Below are 18,651 nucleotides of genomic sequence, written 5' to 3'. Positions count from 1 at the left end.
CATGACGGAACACCGCCGCCGCGCGCGCGAGCTCGGCCTTGCTCCCGGCATCCTGCCGCCCGGCCCGCTCAATGCGATCACGGATGTCGCGGGTGTGCGCGTCGGGCAGGTGACGGTGATCGCGGGGGAGGGCACGCGCACCGGCGTCACCGCCATCCTGCCGCACGCGCAAAATCCCTTCGCGCACCGTGTGCCGGCGGGCGTCTTCGCGATGAACGGCTTCGGCAAGATGGCCGGGGTGACGCAGGTCCAGGAACTCGGCGAGCTGGAGACGCCGATCCTGCTGACCAACACGCTGGCCGTCGGCCGCGCGGTGGAGGCGCTGGTGGACTGGACGCTGGCGCAGCCCGGCAACGAGGCCGTGCGCAGCGTGAACGCCGTGGTGGGCGAGACCAATGACGGGCGCCTCAACGACATCCGCGCCCGCGGGATCGGCGCGGCCGAGATGCGCGATGCGCTGGCGATCGCGGCCCCGGGGCCGGTCGCTGAAGGCAGCGTCGGCGCCGGCACGGGCACCATGGCCTTCGGGTGGAAAGGCGGCATCGGCACGGCGTCCCGCGTGCTGCCGCCGGCGCTCGGCGGCTGGACGGTGGGGGCGCTCGTGCAGGCGAATTACGGTGGCGCGCTGGTGATGGACGGCGTGCCCGTCGGCCGGCTGCTCGGCAGATACTTCCTGGCTGACCATGTCGCGCAACAGGCCGATGCGGATGGCTCCGTGGTGGTGGTGGTCGCGACCGACGCGCCGCTGTCGGACCGCAACCTGCAGCGCCTCGCACGGCGCGCCATGGCGGGCATCGCGCGGACGGGCGCGGCGTTCAGCGACGGCTCGGGCGACTACGCCATCGCCTTCGCGACGCATCCCGAGGTGATCCGCGCGCCGGAGAAGCGGGCCGCGGAGGCGCGCTATGCGGAGTGGCCGAATGACCGCGTCTCGCCGCTTTTCGTCGCGGCCATCGAAGCGACGGAGGAGGCGGTGCTGAACGCGCTGACCATGGCGACCACGGTGGAAAGCCGCATCGGAGGCCGTCGCGTCACCGGCCGCGCCCTGCCCCTCGACCGCCTGGCGGAACTGCTGGCGCGGCGCTGAGGCGGCCCGATGACCGAAGGGCCGTCAGGCCCGAAGGTCTGAATCGGCCCGCCCATCCGCAAGACTCAGCCCGCCGCCCGCAGCGCCGCGCGCACTTCCGATCGGAACTCGCGACGGTGCAGCTCGCGCAGCACCAGCAGGCTCGCCAGCGCCAGCGCCAGGGGATGCACGATCCAGGCCAGCGCCGCCAGCCCGAAATAGTAGCTGCGCAGGCCCGTGGTGAAATGCCGTGCGGCGCGGTTCAGCACGCGGGCCGTCGCCTCGGCTTCGGCCTGGGCCGCCGCGCTCTCCGGCGCATGCGGCATGGCGCCGAGCAGGATGGAGCCGTAGTTGAACTGGCGCAGCGCCCAGGTCAGCTCGAAGAAGGCGTTGACGAAGATCACCAGCAGCAGGGCGATCTTGATCTCCCAGGCGACCTCGTCGGGCACCGCGGACCAGGGCAGCACCGCGATGACGCGCCGCCCCATGTCCGATGCGCCGAGCAGCGCCACCAGGCCGCCCAGGATCAGGATGGAGGTGGTGGCCAGGAAGCCGGTGGACTGCATCAGGTTGCCGATCGCCGCGATGTCGGCGATGCGGTTCTCGCGCGCCAGCGCCGCCAGCATCCAGCGGCGGCGGTGCGCGTCCATGGCGGCGATCACGCTGCGTGCCCGGATCGCCGGCACGCGGTCCACCACGGTCGCATAGCCGATCCAGCAGGCGGCGAAGACCGCGAGCGCCAGCCAGTCGAGCAGCGTCAGCACCTGCATGGGCTAAGGCTACTGCGTCAGCCGCAGTCGGGCGACAGGCCCTGCGCCGCGCACCAGTCGCGCGCCGCCTGCTCGAACTCCCGGTCCACGCCGCGCAGCAGGTCGAGGAAGGCCTGCTCCGCCTCGCCCAGATGGCGGCGGCGCAGGCGAAGGACGACCGGGTGCAGCGAGACCCAGGGCTCCCGCCAGGGCAGGGCGACGACCTGGCCGGCCTGCAGCGCCGGCAGCGCCAGCGGCAGCGTCATCGGAGCCACCGCATCGGACTGGCGCACCGCGGCCAGGGCCACGGTCGGGCTTTCCTGCACCAGCGCGGGAAAGGCCGGGTGCATGGTGCCGCGCACGCGGGCCTGCTCGCGCGCCACCGCCATCGGCGCCTGCACGGCGGTCGGCACGCGGCCGATGAAGATCATCGGATAGGAGAGGATGTCGGGCAGGCTGAGGCCGCGCTGCATCGTCAGCGGATGGCCCGGGCGGACGACGAAGACGCCGGGCTGCGGCTGCAGGGGCTCCACCTCCAGGCCGGGATCGTCCTCGATCCCGCGCCGGTCCACCAGGCCGATCGGCGCTTCCCGGTCGTGCAGGCCGCGGGCTACGTCGGCCCAGTTCACCGAGTTCACGCGCAACCGCACGCGGGGGTAGAGCGGCAGCATCCGCGCCGCGGCGGTCATGGCGAGCGTCTCCGCCAGATAGGCGCCCGCATGGATGGAGAGGTCGCGCACCTGGTCGCCGCGCACCTCCGCCAGGTAGCGGTCCAGGCGTTCGAGCCGGCCCAGCATCTCCTGCGCGTCGGCAAGCACGGCGCGACCGAGATCCGTGGCGATGGCGCCGCGCGGGCTGCGCTCGAACAGCCGGCCCTTCAGCTTCGCCTCCAGCGCGGCGAGGCTGCGGGTCAGCGCCGGCTGCGTGGTGTTCAGGACGCGCGCCGCCCTGACCAGGCTGCCGTGCTCCCCGATCGCCTGCACAAGCCGCAGGTCCCGCACCTCGAGCATATGCCTCCCCCGGCAAGCGAAGATTGCCGACACGGCATTGGCCGATAAGCGCGCGCCCATGGCAATGGCTTTCGGGAACGAACAGGCGGGGACCCATGGGAAGGGAGGCGGCAGGACGCATGGCGACGCTCGAGTCGCGCGCGCCCGCGGGCATGGTCGCCATTCCCGGCGGCACCTTCCTGATGGGCTCCGACCGCCATTATCCGGAGGAACGGCCGGCGCATGCCGTCCGGGTCAGCGGCTTCTGGATGGACCGGACCGCCGTCACCAACGCCGAGTTCGCCCGCTTCGTGGCCGCAACGGGCCATGTGACGGTCGCCGAACGGCCGCTCGACCCGGCGATGTATCCGGGCGCCGATCCGCTGATGCTCGTGCCCGGCGCCCTGGTCTTCCGCATGACGGAGGGGCCGGTGGACACGCGCGACATGACCAACTGGTGGCACTGGACGCCCGGCGCGAACTGGCGCCAGCCGGAGGGTCCGGGCAGCACGGTCGAGGGGCGCGAAGCGCATCCCGTGGTGCAGATCGCCTTCGAGGATGCCGAGGCCTATGCGCGCTGGGCCGGAAAGGAACTGCCGACCGAGGCCGAGTGGGAATTCGCCGCGCGCGGCGGGCTCGAAGCGGCGGAGTTCGTCTGGGGCGAGGAGCTGACGCCGGACGGCGTGCACATGGCCAACACCTGGCAGGGGCCGTTTCCCTGGCGGAACTTCGCCGCCGACGGCTTCGAGCGGACCGCGCCGGTCGGCAGCTATCCGCCGAACGGCTACGGCCTGTCGGACATGGCGGGCAATGTCTGGGAATGGACGACCGACTGGTGGTCCACCCGGCACGAGGCCGACCCGACGAAGCCCTGCTGTGCGCCGCTCGACCCGCGCGGCCCGCGCATGGAGTTCAGCTACGACCCGGCGCAGCCGGCAATCCGCATCCCGCGCAAGGTGGTGAAGGGCGGCAGCTTCCTCTGCGCGCCGTCCTATTGCCGGCGCTACCGCCCCGCGGCGCGCCACGCGCAGATGGTGGACACGGGCATGAGCCATATCGGCTTTCGCTGCATCCGCCGCGACGTCTCGAACCAGGCTTGAGGGAGAACACGATGAGCCAGACCACGGGCGGCCGTTCGCGCCGCGACATGCTTCTCGGCGGCGCCGCCGGGCTCGCCGCGACCGCGGCGGCTGGCACGCGCCTCGCCCAGGCGCAGCAGGCGCCGGCTTCTCCCGCGCCGGGCGCGCGCGCGCCGCAGGGGCGGCCGAACATCCTGGTGATCTGGGGCGACGACGTGGGGTGGTCGAACCCGTCCTGCTACAACATGGGCATGATGGGCTACCGCACGCCCAACATCGACCGCATCGCGCGCGAGGGCGCGATGTTCACCGACGCCTATGGCGAGAATTCCTGCACCGCCGGGCGCTCCGCCTTCATCACCGGGCAGAGCCCCGTTCGCACGGGCCTCTCCAAGGTCGGCCTGCCCGGCGCGACCGAGGGGATGCGCGCCGAGGACCCGACGATCGCCGGGCTGCTCAAGCCGCTCGGCTACGTCACCGGGCAGTTCGGCAAGAACCACCTCGGCGACCGCGACGAACACCTGCCGACCATGCACGGCTTCGACGAGTTCTTCGGCAGCCTCTATCACCTGAATGCGGAGGACGAGCCGGAGAACCCGGACTATCCGCGCAACCCCGAATTCCGCCGCCGCTTCGGCCCGCGCGGCGTGCTGAAGTCCTGGGCGAACCCGGACGGCACGCAGCGCATCGAGAACACCGGGCCGCTGACGAAGCAGCGCATGGAGACGGTGGACGAGGAGTTCCTCACCGGCGCGCTCGACTTCATGGATCGCGCCCATCGCGACGGGAAGCCGTTCTTCACCTGGTTCAACTCGACGCGCATGCACATCTGGACGCGGCTGAAGGAAGCGAGCCGCGGCGTCACGGGCCTCGGCGTCTATCCGGACGGCATGGTCGAGCATGACGGGCATGTCGGGCAGCTGCTGAAGAAGCTAGACGACCTCGGCATCGCCGAGAACACCATCGTCCTCTACTCGACCGACAACGGCGCCGAGGTGATGTCCTGGCCCGATGGCGGCGCCACGCCCTTCCGCGGCGAGAAGGCGACGGCCTGGGAAGGCGGCTTCCGCGTGCCGTCGCTGGTGCGCTGGCCGGGGCGCATCCCGGCCGGGCAGGTGATCAACGACATCTTCTCCCACCAGGACTGGCTGCCGACGCTGCTCGCCGCCGCGGGCGAGCCGGAGATCAAGCAGAAGCTGCTGGACGGCCACCAGGCCGGGCGGCGCACCTACAAGGTGCATCTCGACGGCTACAACCAGCTGCCGCTGCTGACGAAGACCGGGGACGGCGCGCGGCGGGAGATGTTCTACTTCACCGATGACGGCGACCTCGCGGCGCTGCGCCTGGACCAGTGGAAGATCCACTTCATGATCCAGGAGGCGCACGGCCTGCATGTGTGGGAGCGGCCCTTCACCACGCTGCGCTTCCCGCAGCTCTACAACCTGCGCAGCGATCCCTATGAGCGCGCCGACGAATCGATCGACTACGGCCGCTGGCGCATCGAGCATGCCTTCGCGCTGGTGCCGGCCCAGGCCATCGTCGGGCGCTTCCTGGCGACCTTCGAGCAGTTCCCGCCCCGCCAGGCGCCGGGAAGCTTCGGCCTCGGCGATGCGATGGCGCGGCTGCGCCAGGGCGCGAGCGGCCGCTGAACCCCGGCCGTGCCGCCGGCGGATGCGCGGCGGCACGGCTGACCGACCCAGGAACGAGACGTCATCATGCAAGCGAAACTCACGGCCGAGTTCATCGGCACCCTGTGGCTCGTGCTCGGCGGCTGCGGCTCCGCCGTGCTGGCGGCGGCCTTCCCCGAGGTGGGGATCGGGCTGCTCGGCGTCTCCCTCGCCTTCGGCCTGACGGTGCTGACGATGGCCTACGCCATCGGCCATATCTCCGGCTGCCACCTGAACCCGGCCGTGACGCTCGGGCTGGTGGCCGGCGGGCGCTTCCCGGCCGGCGAGGCGGTGCCCTACATCGTCGCGCAGGTCGCCGGCGCCGTCGCCGGCGCCGCGATCCTCTACCTGATCGCCAGCGGCAAGGCGGGCTTCGATCTCTCCGCCGGCTTCGCCTCCAACGGCTATGGCGATCATTCGCCGGGCAAGTACGGGATGATGTCGGGGCTCGTCACCGAGGTGGCGATGACCTTCTTCTTCCTCTTCGTCATCCTCGGCGCGACGCATGGCAGGGCGCCGGCGGGCTTCGCGCCGATCGCGATCGGCCTCTGCCTGACGCTGATCCACCTGATCAGCATCCCGGTGACCAACACCAGCGTGAATCCCGCGCGCAGCACGGGCCCCGCGATCTTCGTGGGCGGCTGGGCGCTGGCGCAGCTCTGGCTGTTCTGGATCGCGCCGATCGCGGGCGCGGTGCTCGCCGGCTTGGTCTATCGCAGCCTGTCGCCGGACCGCGAGGCCGATATCGAGGGCGCGCCGCGTGGCGCCGAGATCCGCGCGGCCGAGTGACGGGACGCGAAGGATGATGCCGGGCAGTCGCCTTGCCCCCCAGGGCGGCTGCCTCGTGGCAGGCGGGCGGTTCCCCCCGCCCGCCTGCCGGCACCCGGGCGGGGAAGGAGGCGTCGCATGACGAGCGTGTTGCCGCGGCGCGCGGCGCTCGGCCTGCTTCTGGCCACGACGGGCGCGGCGGCGCCACGCGCGCAGCCCGCCACGGACCCGCTGCCCTCCTGGCGCGAAGGTCCACGCAAGCAGGCACTGCGCGACTTCGTCGCCGCCGTGACGCGCGAGGGCGGCGAGGCCTTCGTGCCGCCCGCGGCGCGCATCGCCGTCTTCGACAATGACGGCACGCTCTGGGTCGAGCAGCCGGCCTACACGCAGCTGTTCTTCATCCTGGACCGTATCCGCGAATTGGCGCCGCGGAACCCACAATGGCAGGAGGACCCCACCTTCCGGGCCGCGATCGCGGGCAATCTGCAGGAAGCCGCGCGCGGCGGGATGGAGGCGCTGCTGAAGCTCGCCGGCGCGGCGCAGGCTGGCAACACGCCCGAGGAATTCCAGCGCCTCGCGTCCGCATGGCTCGCCACGGCGCGCGATGCGCGCTGGCGCCGGCCCTACACGGAACTGGTCTACCAGCCGATGCTGGAGGTGCTGGCCTTCCTGGGCGCGAACGGCTTCACCAGCTTCATCGTCTCGGGCGGCGGCGTCGAGTTCATCCGCGCCTTCTCGGCCGGGACCTACGGCATCCCGCCGCACCGGGTCATCGGCTCGACCTTCGCGCTGAAGCCCGGCGAGCAGGATGGCCGCATCACGCTGACGCGCGAGCCGCGCCTCGACTTCGTGGATGACGGCCCCGGCAAGCCCGTGGGCATCGCGCGGCACATCGGGCAGCGGCCCATCGCCGCCTTCGGCAATTCGGATGGCGACCATGAGATGCTGCGATACACCACGGAAGGCGCCGGGCGCCGCCTCGGCATGATCCTCCGCCACGACGATGCGGAGCGCGAATACGCCTATGACCGGGAGAGCCATGTCGGCCGGCTCGCCAAGGCGCTGGACGAGGCACCGCAGCGCGGCTGGTCGGTGATCTCCATGCGGCAGGATTGGCGCCGCGTGTTCCCCGGCGACGCGTGACGCAAGACACCAGGAGGAAGGCCATGTCAGGACGCCATCTCGCCGCGGCGCTCGGCGCGCTGCTGCTCGCGCAGCCCGCGCTGGCGCAGACCGCGGCGCCGCAACCCACGCCGGCAGCGCCCACGGCGGCGGAACCCTTCGCGCGGGAGCGCGTGGTGCGCGGCGCGGCGACGGTGCAGAGCGTGGACCAGGCGACGCGCCAGGTGGTGCTGCGCGCGCAGGACGGCCGGCTCGCCACCATCACCGCCGGGCCTGAGGTGCGCAACCTGGCGCAGGTGCGCGCGGGGGACCGCGTGGTGGTGGAGTATCGCGACGCGCTGCTGCTGGAGATGGCGCCGCCCGGCAGCACGGCGGAGCCGCAGGCCGTGACGGGCGCCGGTCGGGCCGAGCCCGGCCAGCGGCCCGGCGCGGTGGCTGGCGAGGCGCTGCGCGTGCGGGTGAGGATCGTCTCCGTGAATCCCGCCGATGGGCGCGTCACTTTCGAGGGGCCGGCCGGCGTGCGATCCCTGGTGCCGCAGGATCCGCGGGTGCGGGAGTATGTCGCCGGCCTGCGGCCGGGCGACGAGGTGGATGTCACCTGGGTCGAGGCGCTGGCGATCAGCGTGCAGCCGGCGCGCGGCCGATGAGGCAGCTGCGCCGCGCCCTGCTGGATGGGGCGCTGGTGGTGCTGCCGCTGGGCGCGCTCGCGCTGCTGGTGATCGGGATCGTGGCGCGGCTGCGCGACGCCGCCGATCCGCTCTCGTCGCAATTCGTGCATCCGCTGGTCGGGGCGGTCGCGCTGCTGGTGGTGCTGTGCCTGGCGGTCGGGCTGCTCGTGCGCTCCGCCATGGGCGCCGCGCTGCGGCGCAACGCCGATCGCCTGCTGTTCGAGCGCATACCCGGCTATCGCCTGGCCAAGGCGATGCTCGGCGAAGGCCTGACCGCGGAAGAAGGTCGCCGGCCGCGCCCCGCGCTTGCCAGCATCGAGGAGGGCGAGTGCCCCGCGCTGGTGATGGACGAACTCGCCGACGGGCGTCTCGTTGTCTTCGTCCCTGGCTCACCGGGGGCGATGTCCGGCGCCGTCTATCTTTTCACGGCCGACAGGGTCAGAGTGCTGGACGTGCCGCTCATGCCGTTCCTGCGGTGCGTCGCCTCCTGGGGGCTCGGGCTGCGCGAACTGCTCCAGAACGCCGAAGCGGCGCGGGCAACCGTGGTGCCGGTTGGGGGAGGACAGCGATGAAGCGTGGTATGGGCGGGCGCAGCGGTCCCTGGCGTCCCACGCTGCTGCTGCTCGTCGCGGCCGGCTTCGGCGGCGCGGTCTGCACCCATCCACCGGGCACGGCCCTGGCGCAGACGGCGGCGCCCGCGCCGCAGCCGGCCGCGCAGCCCACGCAGGCGGGGCAGAACGACCGCCTCGACCAGGGCCAGCTCGAGGCGCTGCTGGCGCCGATCGCGCTCTATCCCGACAGCCTGCTGATGCAGGTGCTGATGGCGTCCACCTATCCGCTGGAGGTGGTTCAGGCACAGCGCTGGGTCGGGCAGGGGAACAACGCCCAGCTCAAGGGGGAGGATTTGGCGAAGGCGCTGGAGGCGCAGAGCTGGGATCCCTCCGTCAAGTCGCTGGTGCCGTTCCCGGACGTGCTGACGATGATGAGCGACCAGCTCGACTGGACGCAGCAGGTGGGCGATGCGCTGCTCGGGCAGCAGGAAGACGTGCTGAACGCCGTGCAGGTGCTGCGCGGGCGCGCCCATGCCGCCGGCACGCTGCAGAGCGGGCCGCAGCAGACGGTGAACGTGACGACCAATGTCGTCGCCGCGCCGGCGCCGGGCGCGGTTGCGCCGGTGGTGGCGCCGCCGCCGCAGATGATCGTCATCGAGCCGACGCAGCCGGAGACGGTCTATGTGCCCGCCTACAACCCGAATGTCGTCTACGGCACCTGGCCCTATGCGTCCTACCCGCCAACCTATTATCCGCCACCGCCGTCCTGGGGCATCGGCAATGCGCTGCTGACCGGCATGGCCTTCGCCGGCGGCGTGGCGCTGGTGGGCTCGCTCTGGGGCTGGGCCTCGCCCGGCTGGGGGCGCGGCAACGTGAACGTCAACGTCAACCGCTACAACAACATCAACGTCAACCGGGCGCAGATCAACAACAACGTCTGGCGACACGACGAGACGCATCGCCACGGCGTGGCGTATCGGAATGACCAGGTGCGCAACACCTATCGCCCTTCCGGCACGCCGCAGCGCGCGGATGCGCGCGAGCAGTTCCGCGGCCGCACGGAGCAGATCCAGAGGGAAGGTGGCCTGGACCGGGCGCAGATCGGCGAGCGTGACCGGCCGGCCGCCGGCGATCGGCCGGGCGTCGGGGATCGCGAACGGCCGGGTGGCGGCGATCGGCCGAACCTTGGCGACCGTGGGCAGGCGCAGCGTCCGGGCGGAGCCGGCGATCGCCAGAACCTCGCGGATCGCCGCGACGGCGCCGGTCCGGCGCAGCGCCCGGCCGAACGGCCTGCGCAGCGTCCGGCGGAACGCCCGGCCGAGCGGCCTGCGCAGCGTCCCGCCGAGCGTCCCGCCGCCGCCGACCGGCAACCCGCCCGGACCGCAAGTGGCCGGCCACAGGTGCAGCCCGCGGCGCCGCAACGCGCCGACCGCGGCGCGCTGCAAGGGGCAGCCAATCCGCAACGTGACGCCGCCGCCGCCTCGCGCGGGCAGGCCAGCCGGCAGGCGGCGCAGGCGCGCCCCGCGCCGCAGCGCTCGGCGCCCCAGCGTGCGGCGCCGCAGCGCGGCGGCGGCGGCGGTGGACGAGGCAGGTAGGGCCGGAGGAACGCAGCCATGATCCGAGCCTTCCCCGCGGTCTTGCTGGTCCTTGGCCTCGCCATGCCGGGCGCTCTCGCCCAGACCGCTGCCCCCGCTGCGCCGGCCGCGCAGCCTCCCGCAGCCGCGCCGGCGCCGCAGCCGGTGCCCCCGCAGCGCTTCCGCAGCCCGGATGAGGGCTTCGCCGCCTTCGCGGACGCGGTCGCGAAGCATGACGAACGGCGTCTGCTCCGCGTCCTCGGGGAGGCAGGGCGTCGGTTGATCCGTTCCGGCGATCGCGTGGCCGACCAGGCGGCGCGAGAGCAATTCACGGCGCTCTATGCCGCAGGCCACCGGATCGAGCGGCCTGCGCCGGATCGTGCGGTGCTGATGGTCGGCGCCGATGGCTGGCCGCTGCCCATTCCGATGCGTCTCAGCGGCGGCGCCTGGCGCTTCGACGCGCGCGCCGGCGCGCAGGAGTTGGTGGACCGGCGGATCGGCCGCAACGAGCTCGACGTGATCGACACGCTGCGCGCCATCGCGGATGCGCAGGCCGACTTCGCCGCCGGCCCGGGCCGGCACGGCGGCCTGCGTGCCTATGCGCAGCGCTTCTTCTCGACCCCGGGCCAGCGCGACGGCCTCTGGTGGCCGAGTGCGCCAGGCGAGGCGCAGAGCCCGCTCGGCCCGCTGATCGCCGCGGCGAGCGCTGGCGGCTATGCGCGCGGGCGTGGCGACGCGCCGCAGCCCTATCACGGCTACTACTTCCGCATCCTGACGCGGCAGGGGCCGGCGGCGCCGGGCGGGGCGATGGACTGGGTGGTGAATGGCAGGATGATCGGCGGCTTCGCCGTGCTCGCCTGGCCGGCCACCTATGGCAGCACCGGCTGGAAGAGCTTCATGATCAGCCATGACGGCGTGGTGTGGGAGCGCGACCTCGGGCGCGACACCGCGCGCGCCGCCGCGGGCATCACGGCCTTCGATCCCGGGCCGGGCTGGTCGCGCGTGGCGGACTGATGCCGCATCACGCGCGGCAGGCCGCGGTGTAGCGCGCCCGCGTCGCGGCATCGGGCGGGTAGAGCCCGTCGAGGGAAGCGCCGGCCGCGATCTGTTCCTCGACCCAGGCTTCGAAGTCGCGCTTCGCGGCGGCTTCCTCGGCGACCTGCTCGGCGATGCTGCGCGGGATGCACACCACGCCGCAGGCATCGCCAACCATCACGTCGTCGGGGAAAACAGCGACGGCGCCGAGCCCGACCGGCACCCCGCCATCCACGACCATGACTGCAGCGCCCGAGGGCACCGGCGCGGAGCCGCCGGCATGGAAGACCGGAAGCGGGATGGCCGCGACCGCCGGCAGGTCGGCGACGCCGCTGTCCACCACCACGCCAGCGACGCCCCGGCGATGCAGCGCCGTCGCGATGATGTCGCCGAGGACCGAGACATGCGCCGCGCCGCCGGTGGCACAGACCAGCACGGCGCCTTCCGGCGCGGCGGCGAACAGGCTGCGGTGCAGGTTCGGCGCCTCGCCGCGCGCCACGGCGTCGCGCATGTCCTCGCGCACGGGGATGGCGCGGATGGTCCAGGCCGGGCCGACCATGCGTGGCGCGTCAGGGTTGGCGGGCGTCACACCATGCAGGAAGCGGCTGCGCAGGCCGCGCGCGTACAGCACGGCGGAGAGCGTCGGCACCGGCAGCGCGGCGAGCTTCGCGCGGAGCGCCTCGGGCAGGGGTGTCATTGCCGGCCTCTCTCCTTCCCGCCAAGCTGCGCAGGCCTGTCGGGAGAGGGTGTCACATGGATCAGCCCACGTGGAAGCCGTTCATCGAGCAGAATGTCGTCTGGCTCTACACCGACGACCTCGACCGGCTGGCGAACTTCTATCGCGACGTGCTGGAGCTGCCGCAGGTGCTGGACCAGGGCGTGTGCCGCGTCTTCCAGGTGAGCCCGACGGGCTTCCTCGGCGTCTGCAACAAGGAGGGGCGGCCGCGCGGCACGAAGGGGATGATGTTCACCTTCCTCGTCGACGACGTCGAGCAGGCCTATGCCTATTTCAAGGCGAAGGGCGTGGAGTTCGACGGCCCCCCGAACATGCTGGGTGGGCGCACGGTGTATTCCTGCTTCTTCAAGGACCCGGAGGGCTACTGGCTGGAGATGCAGGAGTTCAACGATCCGCGCTGGCCCTATCCGGCAGGCCGTGGGCCGCGGCGGGGCTAACCAGGCGGCCCGCGATGCGGGCCGAGGCCGCGAAGGCGGCCCGCGCCCGGAACCATCCGCGCCGCAGGCACGCCAGTGCGTGGCGCCAAGCCAAGCGCGCGGAGCGCGCGCCCGGCGTCTGAGGGCACCAATCAAGGATACTGCAGCACCACCTCGCGCCCGATCTCGTCGGCCTGCCGTTCCGCCCGCGCGCGCCACGCGCGCATCAGCGGGCTCTCCATCTGCGCCGCGATGAAGGCCATCGATTCCGGCGCAAGCTCGACGCCATAGGTGACGTAGCGGCTGCACATCGGCGCCATCACGGCGTCGGCGAAGCAGAAGGCCTCGCCCGTCAGATACGGCCCGCCATGCCGCGCCAGCGCATCGCGCCAGATCGCCTCCAGCCGCTCCGTGCCGGTCCGCACGCCGGGGCGGTTCATCAGCTTCACGTGGGAGGGCAGCCCGTCCTTCACGGGCCAGCGCTTGATCAGGTTCATCGGCAGGCCGTTGCGCACCTCGTCGAAATGGCCGTGCAGCTCCGCCGCCATGCAGCGGGCATGGGCGCGCTTCGCGGGATCGCGCGGCCAGATCGCGCAGGCGGGATCGCGCTCCCACAGCCACTCGGCGATGGCGAGGCTGTCCCAGAGCACCGTGCCGTCCGGCAGGTGCAGCGCCGGCACGCGGCCCGAGGGGCTGATCGCGCGCAGCTTCGCGGGACTGTCCGGGCGGGAGAGGAAGATCGTGCGCTCCTCCACCGCAAGCCCGCCGAGCCGGCAGGCCATCCAGCCCACCACCGACCAGGAGGAGGACCAGGCGCTGCCGAGATACAGCACGGGCTTCGTCACGGGCGCGCCTCCACGATCCTCGCCGTGGATGTTGCGCCGCAGCGTGCGGGATGTGCAACATGATCACCCGCCGAGGAGACACGCCGCATGACGACGCGCCGCAGGCTGATCGCCAACACCGCCCTGGTCATCGCCGCGCCGGCCGTCGCGCGCGCGCAGGGCGCCTTCCCGACGCGACCCGTGCGCTTCGTCGTGCCCTGGCCGCCGGGCGGCGCGACCAGCAACATCGCGCGCATCGTGGGCGATGCGATGACGCCCGCGCTTGGCCAGCCCGTGGTGCTGGACCACCGCGCCGGGGCGGGCGGTGCGATCGGGTCCGAGAACGTGGCGAAGTCGCCACCGGATGGCTACTCGATCCTGATCGCCGGCGCCGGCACCTTCTTCCGCCCGGTGATCGAGCGGAACGTGCCCTGGGACCCGCAGAAGGATTTCAGCTTCGTCGGCCTGATCGGGCAGGGGCCCTTCGCGCTGGTGGTACGGAACGGGCTGCCCGGCACGCTCGCGGAGTTCGTCGCCCATGTGAAGGCGAATGCAGGCAAGCTGAACTTCGCGTCCTCCGGCCAGGGCTCGACCAGCCACCTGACGGCGGAGGCGTTCAACACCGCGGCGGGCATCCAGGCGACGCATGTGCCCTATCGCGGCTCCGCGCCGGCGATGACCGACCTGGTGGCGGGGCGCGTGGACTACTATTTCGACGCCTTCAGCACCGTGCAGGAGCACGCTGCGGCCGGCCGCATCCGCATCCTCGGCGTCAGCACGCCGACCCGCGCGCCACAGGCGCCGGAGGTGCCGACGCTCGGCGAGGCCGGGCTGCCCGGCTTCGCCATCGCGCCCTGGTGGGGCATCGTCGCGCCGACGGGCGTGCCGGGCGCGGCGCTGGAGAAGCTGTCGGGCGCCCTGGGCCAGGCGCTGGCGCAGCCCGCCGTGGCGGCGGCGCTCGCCAACCAGGGCTGCACGGCGGCCTTCCTTCCCTCGGCGGAGTTCGAGCCCTTCGTGCGCGCCGAGGATGCGAAGTGGACGCGCGTGATCGAGGCCGCCGGGCTGCGGGTGAGCTAGCGCCGTCGTCATGCGCGGCACCGTGCTGGCGGTGGACCTCGGCGGGTCCAGCCTGCGCGTCGCGCTGGTCGGCGGAGAGGGCGGGATCCGCGCGCTGCATGCGCTGCCGCAGCGCAGCGGCGCAGAGGCGGAGCCGGAGGATTGGTGGCGCGCGGTGCAGGCGGGCGCCGAGGCGCTGCTTGCGGCCGATCCCGCCGGCTTCGCCACGCTGCGCGCCGTCGCCGTCAGCGCCTTCACGCGCAGCCTGGTGCTGGTGGACCGTGCGGGCGCGGTACTCCGCCCGGCGATCCTGTGGGGCGACACGCGCGCCGAGGCGAGGCTGCCGGCGCTGCATGCCCGGCTGCCCGACGGGCATGCGGAGACGGCGCAGATCAGCGCCTTCCATCCGCTCGCCCGGCTGTTCTGGCTCGCAGGCGAGGAGCCAGGGGTGCTGTCGCGCGCGGCGGCCGCCATCGAGCCGAAGGACTACCTGAATGCCTGCCTGACCGGCGCGGTGGCATCCGATGTGATCTCCTCGGCGCGGCTGGCCGCGTCGGCGACCTTGTTCGCGTCGGCGGGACTGCCCGCGCTGCTGCCGCCGCTGAACCGGCCGGGGGAGGTCATGGGGCATGTGCGGGCCGGGCTGCCGGGCGCGCTTGCACGTCTCGCCGGGCTGCCCGTGATGGCGATGGCGCATGACAGCTGGGCGGCGGTGCTGGGGCTGGGCGCGATGCGCGCTGGCTGCGCCTATTGCATCTCCGGCACCACGGAGGTGCTGGGGCTGCTGCATGACGCGCCCGCCGTCGCGCCGGGGCTGCTGACTGTGGATTGGGGCGGGCTGTGGCAGCTCGGCGGGCCGAGCCAGCACGGCGCGGACCTGCTCGCCTGGCTCGCCGCGATGGGCGTGGCCGCGGAGGAAGCGCCGCCGGGCGATCCCTTGCCGCTGCTGTTTCTGCCGACGCTGGCCGGCGAGCGCGTGCCGCATTGGGACCCGGCGCTGCGCGGCGCCTTCCTTGGCCTGGCGCGCGAGCATGGTGCGGCGGAGATGCGGCGCGCGGTGATGCAGGGTGTCGCGCTGAACAACCGCACCGTCCTGGAGCGCGCCGAGGCCGCGACCGGACGCGCGGCGGAGGAGCTGCGTCTGGGCGGCGGCGGCGCGATGCCGGGCTGGGCACAGCTGCGCGCCGATGTGCTGGGACGGCCCGTGGTGCTGACGGAAGGGCGCGAGCCGGGACTGCTCGGCTGCGCGGTCGCAGCCTTCGCGGCGCTGGAGGACGTTCCGCTGGAGGTGATGCAGGCGCGGCTGGTGCGGACAGCGGCGCAGTTTGCGCCCGATCCGCGGCGGCATGCGATGGCGACTCGGCTGCATGCGCTGTTCCGGCAGGCGGAAGAGGCCGTGGCGCCGGTGTCGCGCGCGCTGGCGGGGTTTTCGTAGGGCGCCGGCTGGGGAAAGCTGGGGCGATGCGTTTCGTCGCTCGTCTGAGGCAGCGCGCGCTGCCCCCACCCCGACCCTCCCCCGCAAGCGGGGGAGGGAGGCGCGCCCGATGACCCGCCGCATCCTCGCGCGCTACGGCACCGCCCTGGCCGGCGTCGGGCTCTTCGCCATCTTCGCGGTCACCAGCCCGGTCTTCCTTACGCCCGACAACATCGCGCTGATCCTGAAGGAGACCGCCTTCCTCGGCATCCTGGCGATCGGCTTCACCCTGGCGCTCGTCACCGCGGAGATCGACCTCTCCGTCGCCGAGGTGGCGTCGCTCGCCGCGGTGGTGACGGGCGCGCTGGTGCATGGCGGCACCGATCCGTGGATCGCCATCGCGGCCGGGCTGGCCGTCGGCACGCTGTGCGGCGCGGCGAACGGCGTCGCGGTGACGGTGCTGAACGTGCCATCGCTGATCGCGACGCTCGGCGTGGCGGCGATCGCAAAGGGCCTGTCGTTCATGCTCACGCAGGGCGTGGCCTTCGTCGGCCGCTGGCCCGCCTCCTTCACCGGCCTGGCGCGCGGGACGCTGCTCGGCGTGCCGAACCTGATCTGGTGGCTTGCCGGCATCGGCTTCGCGGCCTGGCTGCTGGTGAAATGGACGCGGCTCGGCGCGCATCTCGTCGCGACGGGTGAGGCGGACGAGGCAGCGCGCCTGGCCGGCATCCGCACGCGGTCCATGAAGCGGCTCGCGCTGACGCTGGCGGGCGCCTGCGCGGGGCTGACGGCAGTGCTGCTGGCCTCCTCGCTCTCCTCCGCCGCGCCGGCGATGGCGAACGACCATTTCCTCTACGCCATCGCCGCCGTGCTGCTGGGGATGAGCATGTTCGAGCCGGGCCGGCCGAACATCCCAGGCACGCTCTTCGCCGCCTTCACGCTGAAGGTGCTGGGCAATGGCCTGGTGCTGCTTGGCGCCGAATACTATTGGCAGGACATCATCCTCGGCACGATCATCCTGCTTTCCGTGGCGCTGTCCGCGACCGGGACGGGCAAGGCGCCTTTCGTCAAGAAGCTGAATGTCCGCAGGTAGGGAGAGAACGATGCAGCAGATCACGAAGCGCGGCCTGATGCTCGGCGGTGCGGCGCTGGCGGCGACCCTGGCTCGGCCGGCGCTGGCGCAGGCGATGGATGTCGCGATCATCGGCTTCCAGATGAGCAGCGAGACGCATGCCCGCGCCGCCAACGCCGCGGCGGCGGCCGCGCGCGCCAAGGGCTGGAACGCGACGGTGCTGAACAGCGAGGGATCGCTGCCGCGCCATGCCGAGCAGCTGGACACGCTGATCGGCCGCCGGCCGAAGGCGATCATCGTCTGCATGGGCAAGCCGGTGGAGGCGGAAGCGCAGTTCCAGCGCGCCAAGGCGGCCAATGTCCCGGTGGTCACCATCATGTCCGGCGCGTCCAACGACACGCTCTTCGACATCCAGGTGAACGAGTACAAGGTGGGAGCGGAGGCGGCGCTGTGGCTGCTGGGCGAGCTTGGCTATCAGGGCAACATCCTGACGCAGCGCTTCGAGGGCAATGTCGGCACGCGCATCCGCGGCAAGGTGCTGGACGTGGTGCTGAGCGAGAACACCGGCGTGCGCGTGCTGGGCAGCCACACCATGGCGCGCACGGCAAGCTGGCGCGACGACGTGCGCCAGGGCTTCCAGGCGCTGCTGCTGCGCCACGGCGCGCAGACACAGGGCATCTGGGCGAGCTTCGACGGCCAGGCCTTCGTGATCGACGACCTGCTGAAGGCGCGCGGCGCGAAGAAGGGCCAGGTCAAGTTCGTCTCGATCGATGGCGGCGCCGAGACCTATCGCCGCATCGCCGATCCCGAGAGCACGCTGATGGCGACGGTGACGATCCCCTTCGAGGAGATGGGGACGAAGGCGGTGGACGCCGTCGAGCGCATCGTGGCGAAGGGCGAGCCTAAGGGCGCGATCACCTCCGGGCCGTATCTGTTCATGGATGCGTTCCTGGTCGATGGGAACAACGTGCGGCGGTTCCTGTAGGAGATGCGGATTACCCCCACCCCGACCCTTCCGCGCAAGCGGGAGAGGGAGAAGTCGTGCATGCTGCTCCCTCTGCCGCGGAGCGGGGGCTTGCGGCATCGCCGCGAGGCCGCGGGCTGGTCGGGGTGCGGGTGTCTCCACCCGTGACCCCGCTTCTCTCCCTCCGCGGCATCGGCATGTCCTATGGCGCTGTCACCGCGCTGCGCGACGTGGACTTCGACATCGGCGCGGGCGAGGTGGTCGCGCTCTGCGGCGACAACGGCGCGGGAAAATCCTCGCTGGTGAAGATCCTGGCCGGGGCGCAGGCGCCGACCGCCGGCAGCATCGCGCTGGATGGCGCGAACGAAAAATTCCGCGATCCGCAGGATGCGCTGCGGAAGGGAATCGCGACGATCTACCAGGACCTCGCGGTCGCGCCGCGGCTCTCTATCTGGCAGAACGTGTTCCTCGGATCGGAGCTGACGCGCCCGCCTTTCGGGCTGCTCGACAAGCGCCGCATGGCGGAGATGAGCCGCGGCTTCCTTGCACGCCTTGCCGTGGACATCGCGGACATGGAGACCCCGGTGGAGCGCCTCTCCGGCGGGCAGCGGCAGGCGGTCGCGATCTGCCGGGCGCTGCGCTGGGACGCGCGCATCATCATCATGGACGAGCCGACCGCGGCTCTCGGCGTGAAGGAGACGGCGCAGGTGCTGGAACTGATCCGGCGCCTGCAAGCGGAGAAGCACACGGTCATCCTGGTCAGCCACGCCATGCAGGATGTGGTCGCGGTGGCTGACCGCGTGGTGATCCTGCGCGGTGGCCGCAAGGTGCAGGACCGGCCGGTGGCGGGGCTGACCGCGGGCGACCTCGCCGCGATGATCATGCAGCGCGCGGCCTGACG

19 protein-coding genes are annotated in these 18,651 nt (G+C 72.5%); 15 read left to right on the top strand and 4 right to left on the bottom strand.

Annotated elements, in window-relative coordinates; all coding sequences use genetic code 11:
• The first annotated feature begins 1 nt into the window (after nucleotide 1).
• The gene (locus DFH01_RS15585; protein WP_199231246.1) at nucleotides 2-1,087 is read left to right on the top strand and encodes a DmpA family aminopeptidase; all 1,086 of its coding nucleotides are present in this window, start codon (nucleotides 2-4) and stop codon (nucleotides 1,085-1,087) included.
• A gap of 65 nt (nucleotides 1,088-1,152) precedes the next feature.
• On the opposite strand, the gene DFH01_RS15580 is transcribed toward DFH01_RS15585, so the two are convergent.
• On the bottom strand, nucleotides 1,153-1,836 hold the full coding sequence (locus DFH01_RS15580; protein WP_109871359.1) for a DUF599 domain-containing protein: 684 nt from the start codon (nucleotides 1,834-1,836) through the stop codon (nucleotides 1,153-1,155).
• 17 nt (nucleotides 1,837-1,853) lie between these two features.
• Nucleotides 1,854-2,825, bottom strand: a complete 972-nt coding sequence (locus DFH01_RS15575; RefSeq protein ID WP_158287777.1) for a LysR family transcriptional regulator — start codon at nucleotides 2,823-2,825, stop codon at nucleotides 1,854-1,856.
• 119 nt (nucleotides 2,826-2,944) lie between these two features.
• Here DFH01_RS15575 and DFH01_RS15570 point away from each other — a divergent pair, with 119 nt between their 5' ends.
• From DFH01_RS15570 to DFH01_RS15545, 8 genes are all read left to right on the top strand, one after another.
• Complete coding sequence (locus DFH01_RS15570) at nucleotides 2,945-3,904, top strand: formylglycine-generating enzyme family protein (RefSeq protein ID WP_199231245.1); 960 nt, start codon at nucleotides 2,945-2,947, stop codon at nucleotides 3,902-3,904.
• An 11-nt stretch (nucleotides 3,905-3,915) separates the two neighbouring features.
• Entirely contained in the window at nucleotides 3,916-5,532 is a 1,617-nt protein-coding gene (locus DFH01_RS15565) for an arylsulfatase (protein ID WP_109871356.1), read from the top strand.
• 66 nt (nucleotides 5,533-5,598) lie between these two features.
• Entirely contained in the window at nucleotides 5,599-6,339 is a 741-nt protein-coding gene (gene aqpZ, locus DFH01_RS15560) for an aquaporin Z (RefSeq protein WP_109871355.1), read from the top strand.
• Nucleotides 6,340-6,456: 117 nt separating this feature from the next.
• A complete protein-coding gene (locus DFH01_RS15555) occupies nucleotides 6,457-7,461 on the top strand; it encodes an HAD family hydrolase (protein ID WP_109871354.1) in 1,005 nt (334 codons plus the stop codon).
• Nucleotides 7,462-7,484: 23 nt separating this feature from the next.
• Entirely contained in the window at nucleotides 7,485-8,087 is a 603-nt protein-coding gene (locus tag DFH01_RS28235; protein ID WP_158287776.1) for a hypothetical protein, read from the top strand.
• A complete protein-coding gene (locus DFH01_RS28230) occupies nucleotides 8,084-8,680 on the top strand; it encodes a DUF502 domain-containing protein (RefSeq protein ID WP_158287775.1) in 597 nt (198 codons plus the stop codon). The genes DFH01_RS28235 and DFH01_RS28230 overlap by 4 nt, the downstream gene beginning before the upstream one ends.
• A complete protein-coding gene (locus DFH01_RS15550; protein WP_158287774.1) occupies nucleotides 8,677-10,254 on the top strand; it encodes a DUF3300 domain-containing protein in 1,578 nt (525 codons plus the stop codon). Before DFH01_RS28230 ends, DFH01_RS15550 begins: the two co-directional genes overlap by 4 nt.
• Nucleotides 10,255-10,272: 18 nt before the next feature.
• Entirely contained in the window at nucleotides 10,273-11,247 is a 975-nt protein-coding gene (locus DFH01_RS15545; protein WP_233256128.1) for a DUF2950 domain-containing protein, read from the top strand.
• 7 nt (nucleotides 11,248-11,254) lie between these two features.
• Here DFH01_RS15545 and DFH01_RS15540 read toward each other — a convergent pair whose 3' ends face one another.
• Nucleotides 11,255-11,965 carry an RraA family protein gene (locus tag DFH01_RS15540; RefSeq protein ID WP_109871352.1) on the bottom strand — a complete coding sequence of 237 codons (711 nt, stop codon included), beginning with the start codon at nucleotides 11,963-11,965 and terminating at the stop codon, nucleotides 11,255-11,257.
• A 56-nt stretch (nucleotides 11,966-12,021) separates the two neighbouring features.
• On the opposite strand from DFH01_RS15540, the gene DFH01_RS15535 reads away from it, so the two are divergent.
• A complete protein-coding gene (locus tag DFH01_RS15535) occupies nucleotides 12,022-12,441 on the top strand; it encodes a VOC family protein (RefSeq protein WP_109871351.1) in 420 nt (139 codons plus the stop codon).
• A gap of 131 nt (nucleotides 12,442-12,572) precedes the next feature.
• On the opposite strand, the gene DFH01_RS15530 is transcribed toward DFH01_RS15535, so the two are convergent.
• Nucleotides 12,573-13,265 (bottom strand): glutathione S-transferase family protein, encoded by a 693-nt coding sequence (locus tag DFH01_RS15530; protein WP_109871350.1) that lies wholly within the window; start codon nucleotides 13,263-13,265, stop codon nucleotides 12,573-12,575.
• 87 nt (nucleotides 13,266-13,352) lie between these two features.
• Here DFH01_RS15530 and DFH01_RS15525 point away from each other — a divergent pair, with 87 nt between their 5' ends.
• The 5 genes from DFH01_RS15525 to DFH01_RS15505 all read left to right on the top strand — a co-directional run bounded on the left by DFH01_RS15525 (nucleotide 13,353) and on the right by DFH01_RS15505 (nucleotide 18,649).
• Nucleotides 13,353-14,321, top strand: coding sequence for a Bug family tripartite tricarboxylate transporter substrate binding protein (locus DFH01_RS15525; RefSeq protein ID WP_109871349.1), 969 nt, complete (start codon nucleotides 13,353-13,355; stop codon nucleotides 14,319-14,321).
• A 10-nt stretch (nucleotides 14,322-14,331) separates the two neighbouring features.
• Entirely contained in the window at nucleotides 14,332-15,735 is a 1,404-nt protein-coding gene (locus tag DFH01_RS15520) for a xylulokinase (protein ID WP_109871348.1), read from the top strand.
• 109 nt (nucleotides 15,736-15,844) lie between these two features.
• Nucleotides 15,845-16,807: an ABC transporter permease gene (locus tag DFH01_RS15515; RefSeq protein WP_109871347.1), complete on the top strand. Its 963-nt coding sequence runs from the start codon at nucleotides 15,845-15,847 to the stop codon at nucleotides 16,805-16,807.
• A gap of 10 nt (nucleotides 16,808-16,817) precedes the next feature.
• Nucleotides 16,818-17,771 carry a sugar ABC transporter substrate-binding protein gene (locus DFH01_RS15510; RefSeq protein WP_109871346.1) on the top strand — a complete coding sequence of 318 codons (954 nt, stop codon included), beginning with the start codon at nucleotides 16,818-16,820 and terminating at the stop codon, nucleotides 17,769-17,771.
• Between the two features lie 143 nt (nucleotides 17,772-17,914).
• The gene (locus DFH01_RS15505; RefSeq protein ID WP_109871345.1) at nucleotides 17,915-18,649 is read left to right on the top strand and encodes an ATP-binding cassette domain-containing protein; all 735 of its coding nucleotides are present in this window, start codon (nucleotides 17,915-17,917) and stop codon (nucleotides 18,647-18,649) included.
• Nucleotides 18,650-18,651 lie beyond the last annotated feature (2 nt).

This window comes from Falsiroseomonas bella, assembly GCF_003173615.1.
GTDB classification, from domain to species: Bacteria; Pseudomonadota; Alphaproteobacteria; order Acetobacterales; family Acetobacteraceae; genus Falsiroseomonas; species Falsiroseomonas bella.
Note: the sequence above shows the minus strand (reverse complement) of the source record. Positions and strands in the feature narration are given on the sequence as shown.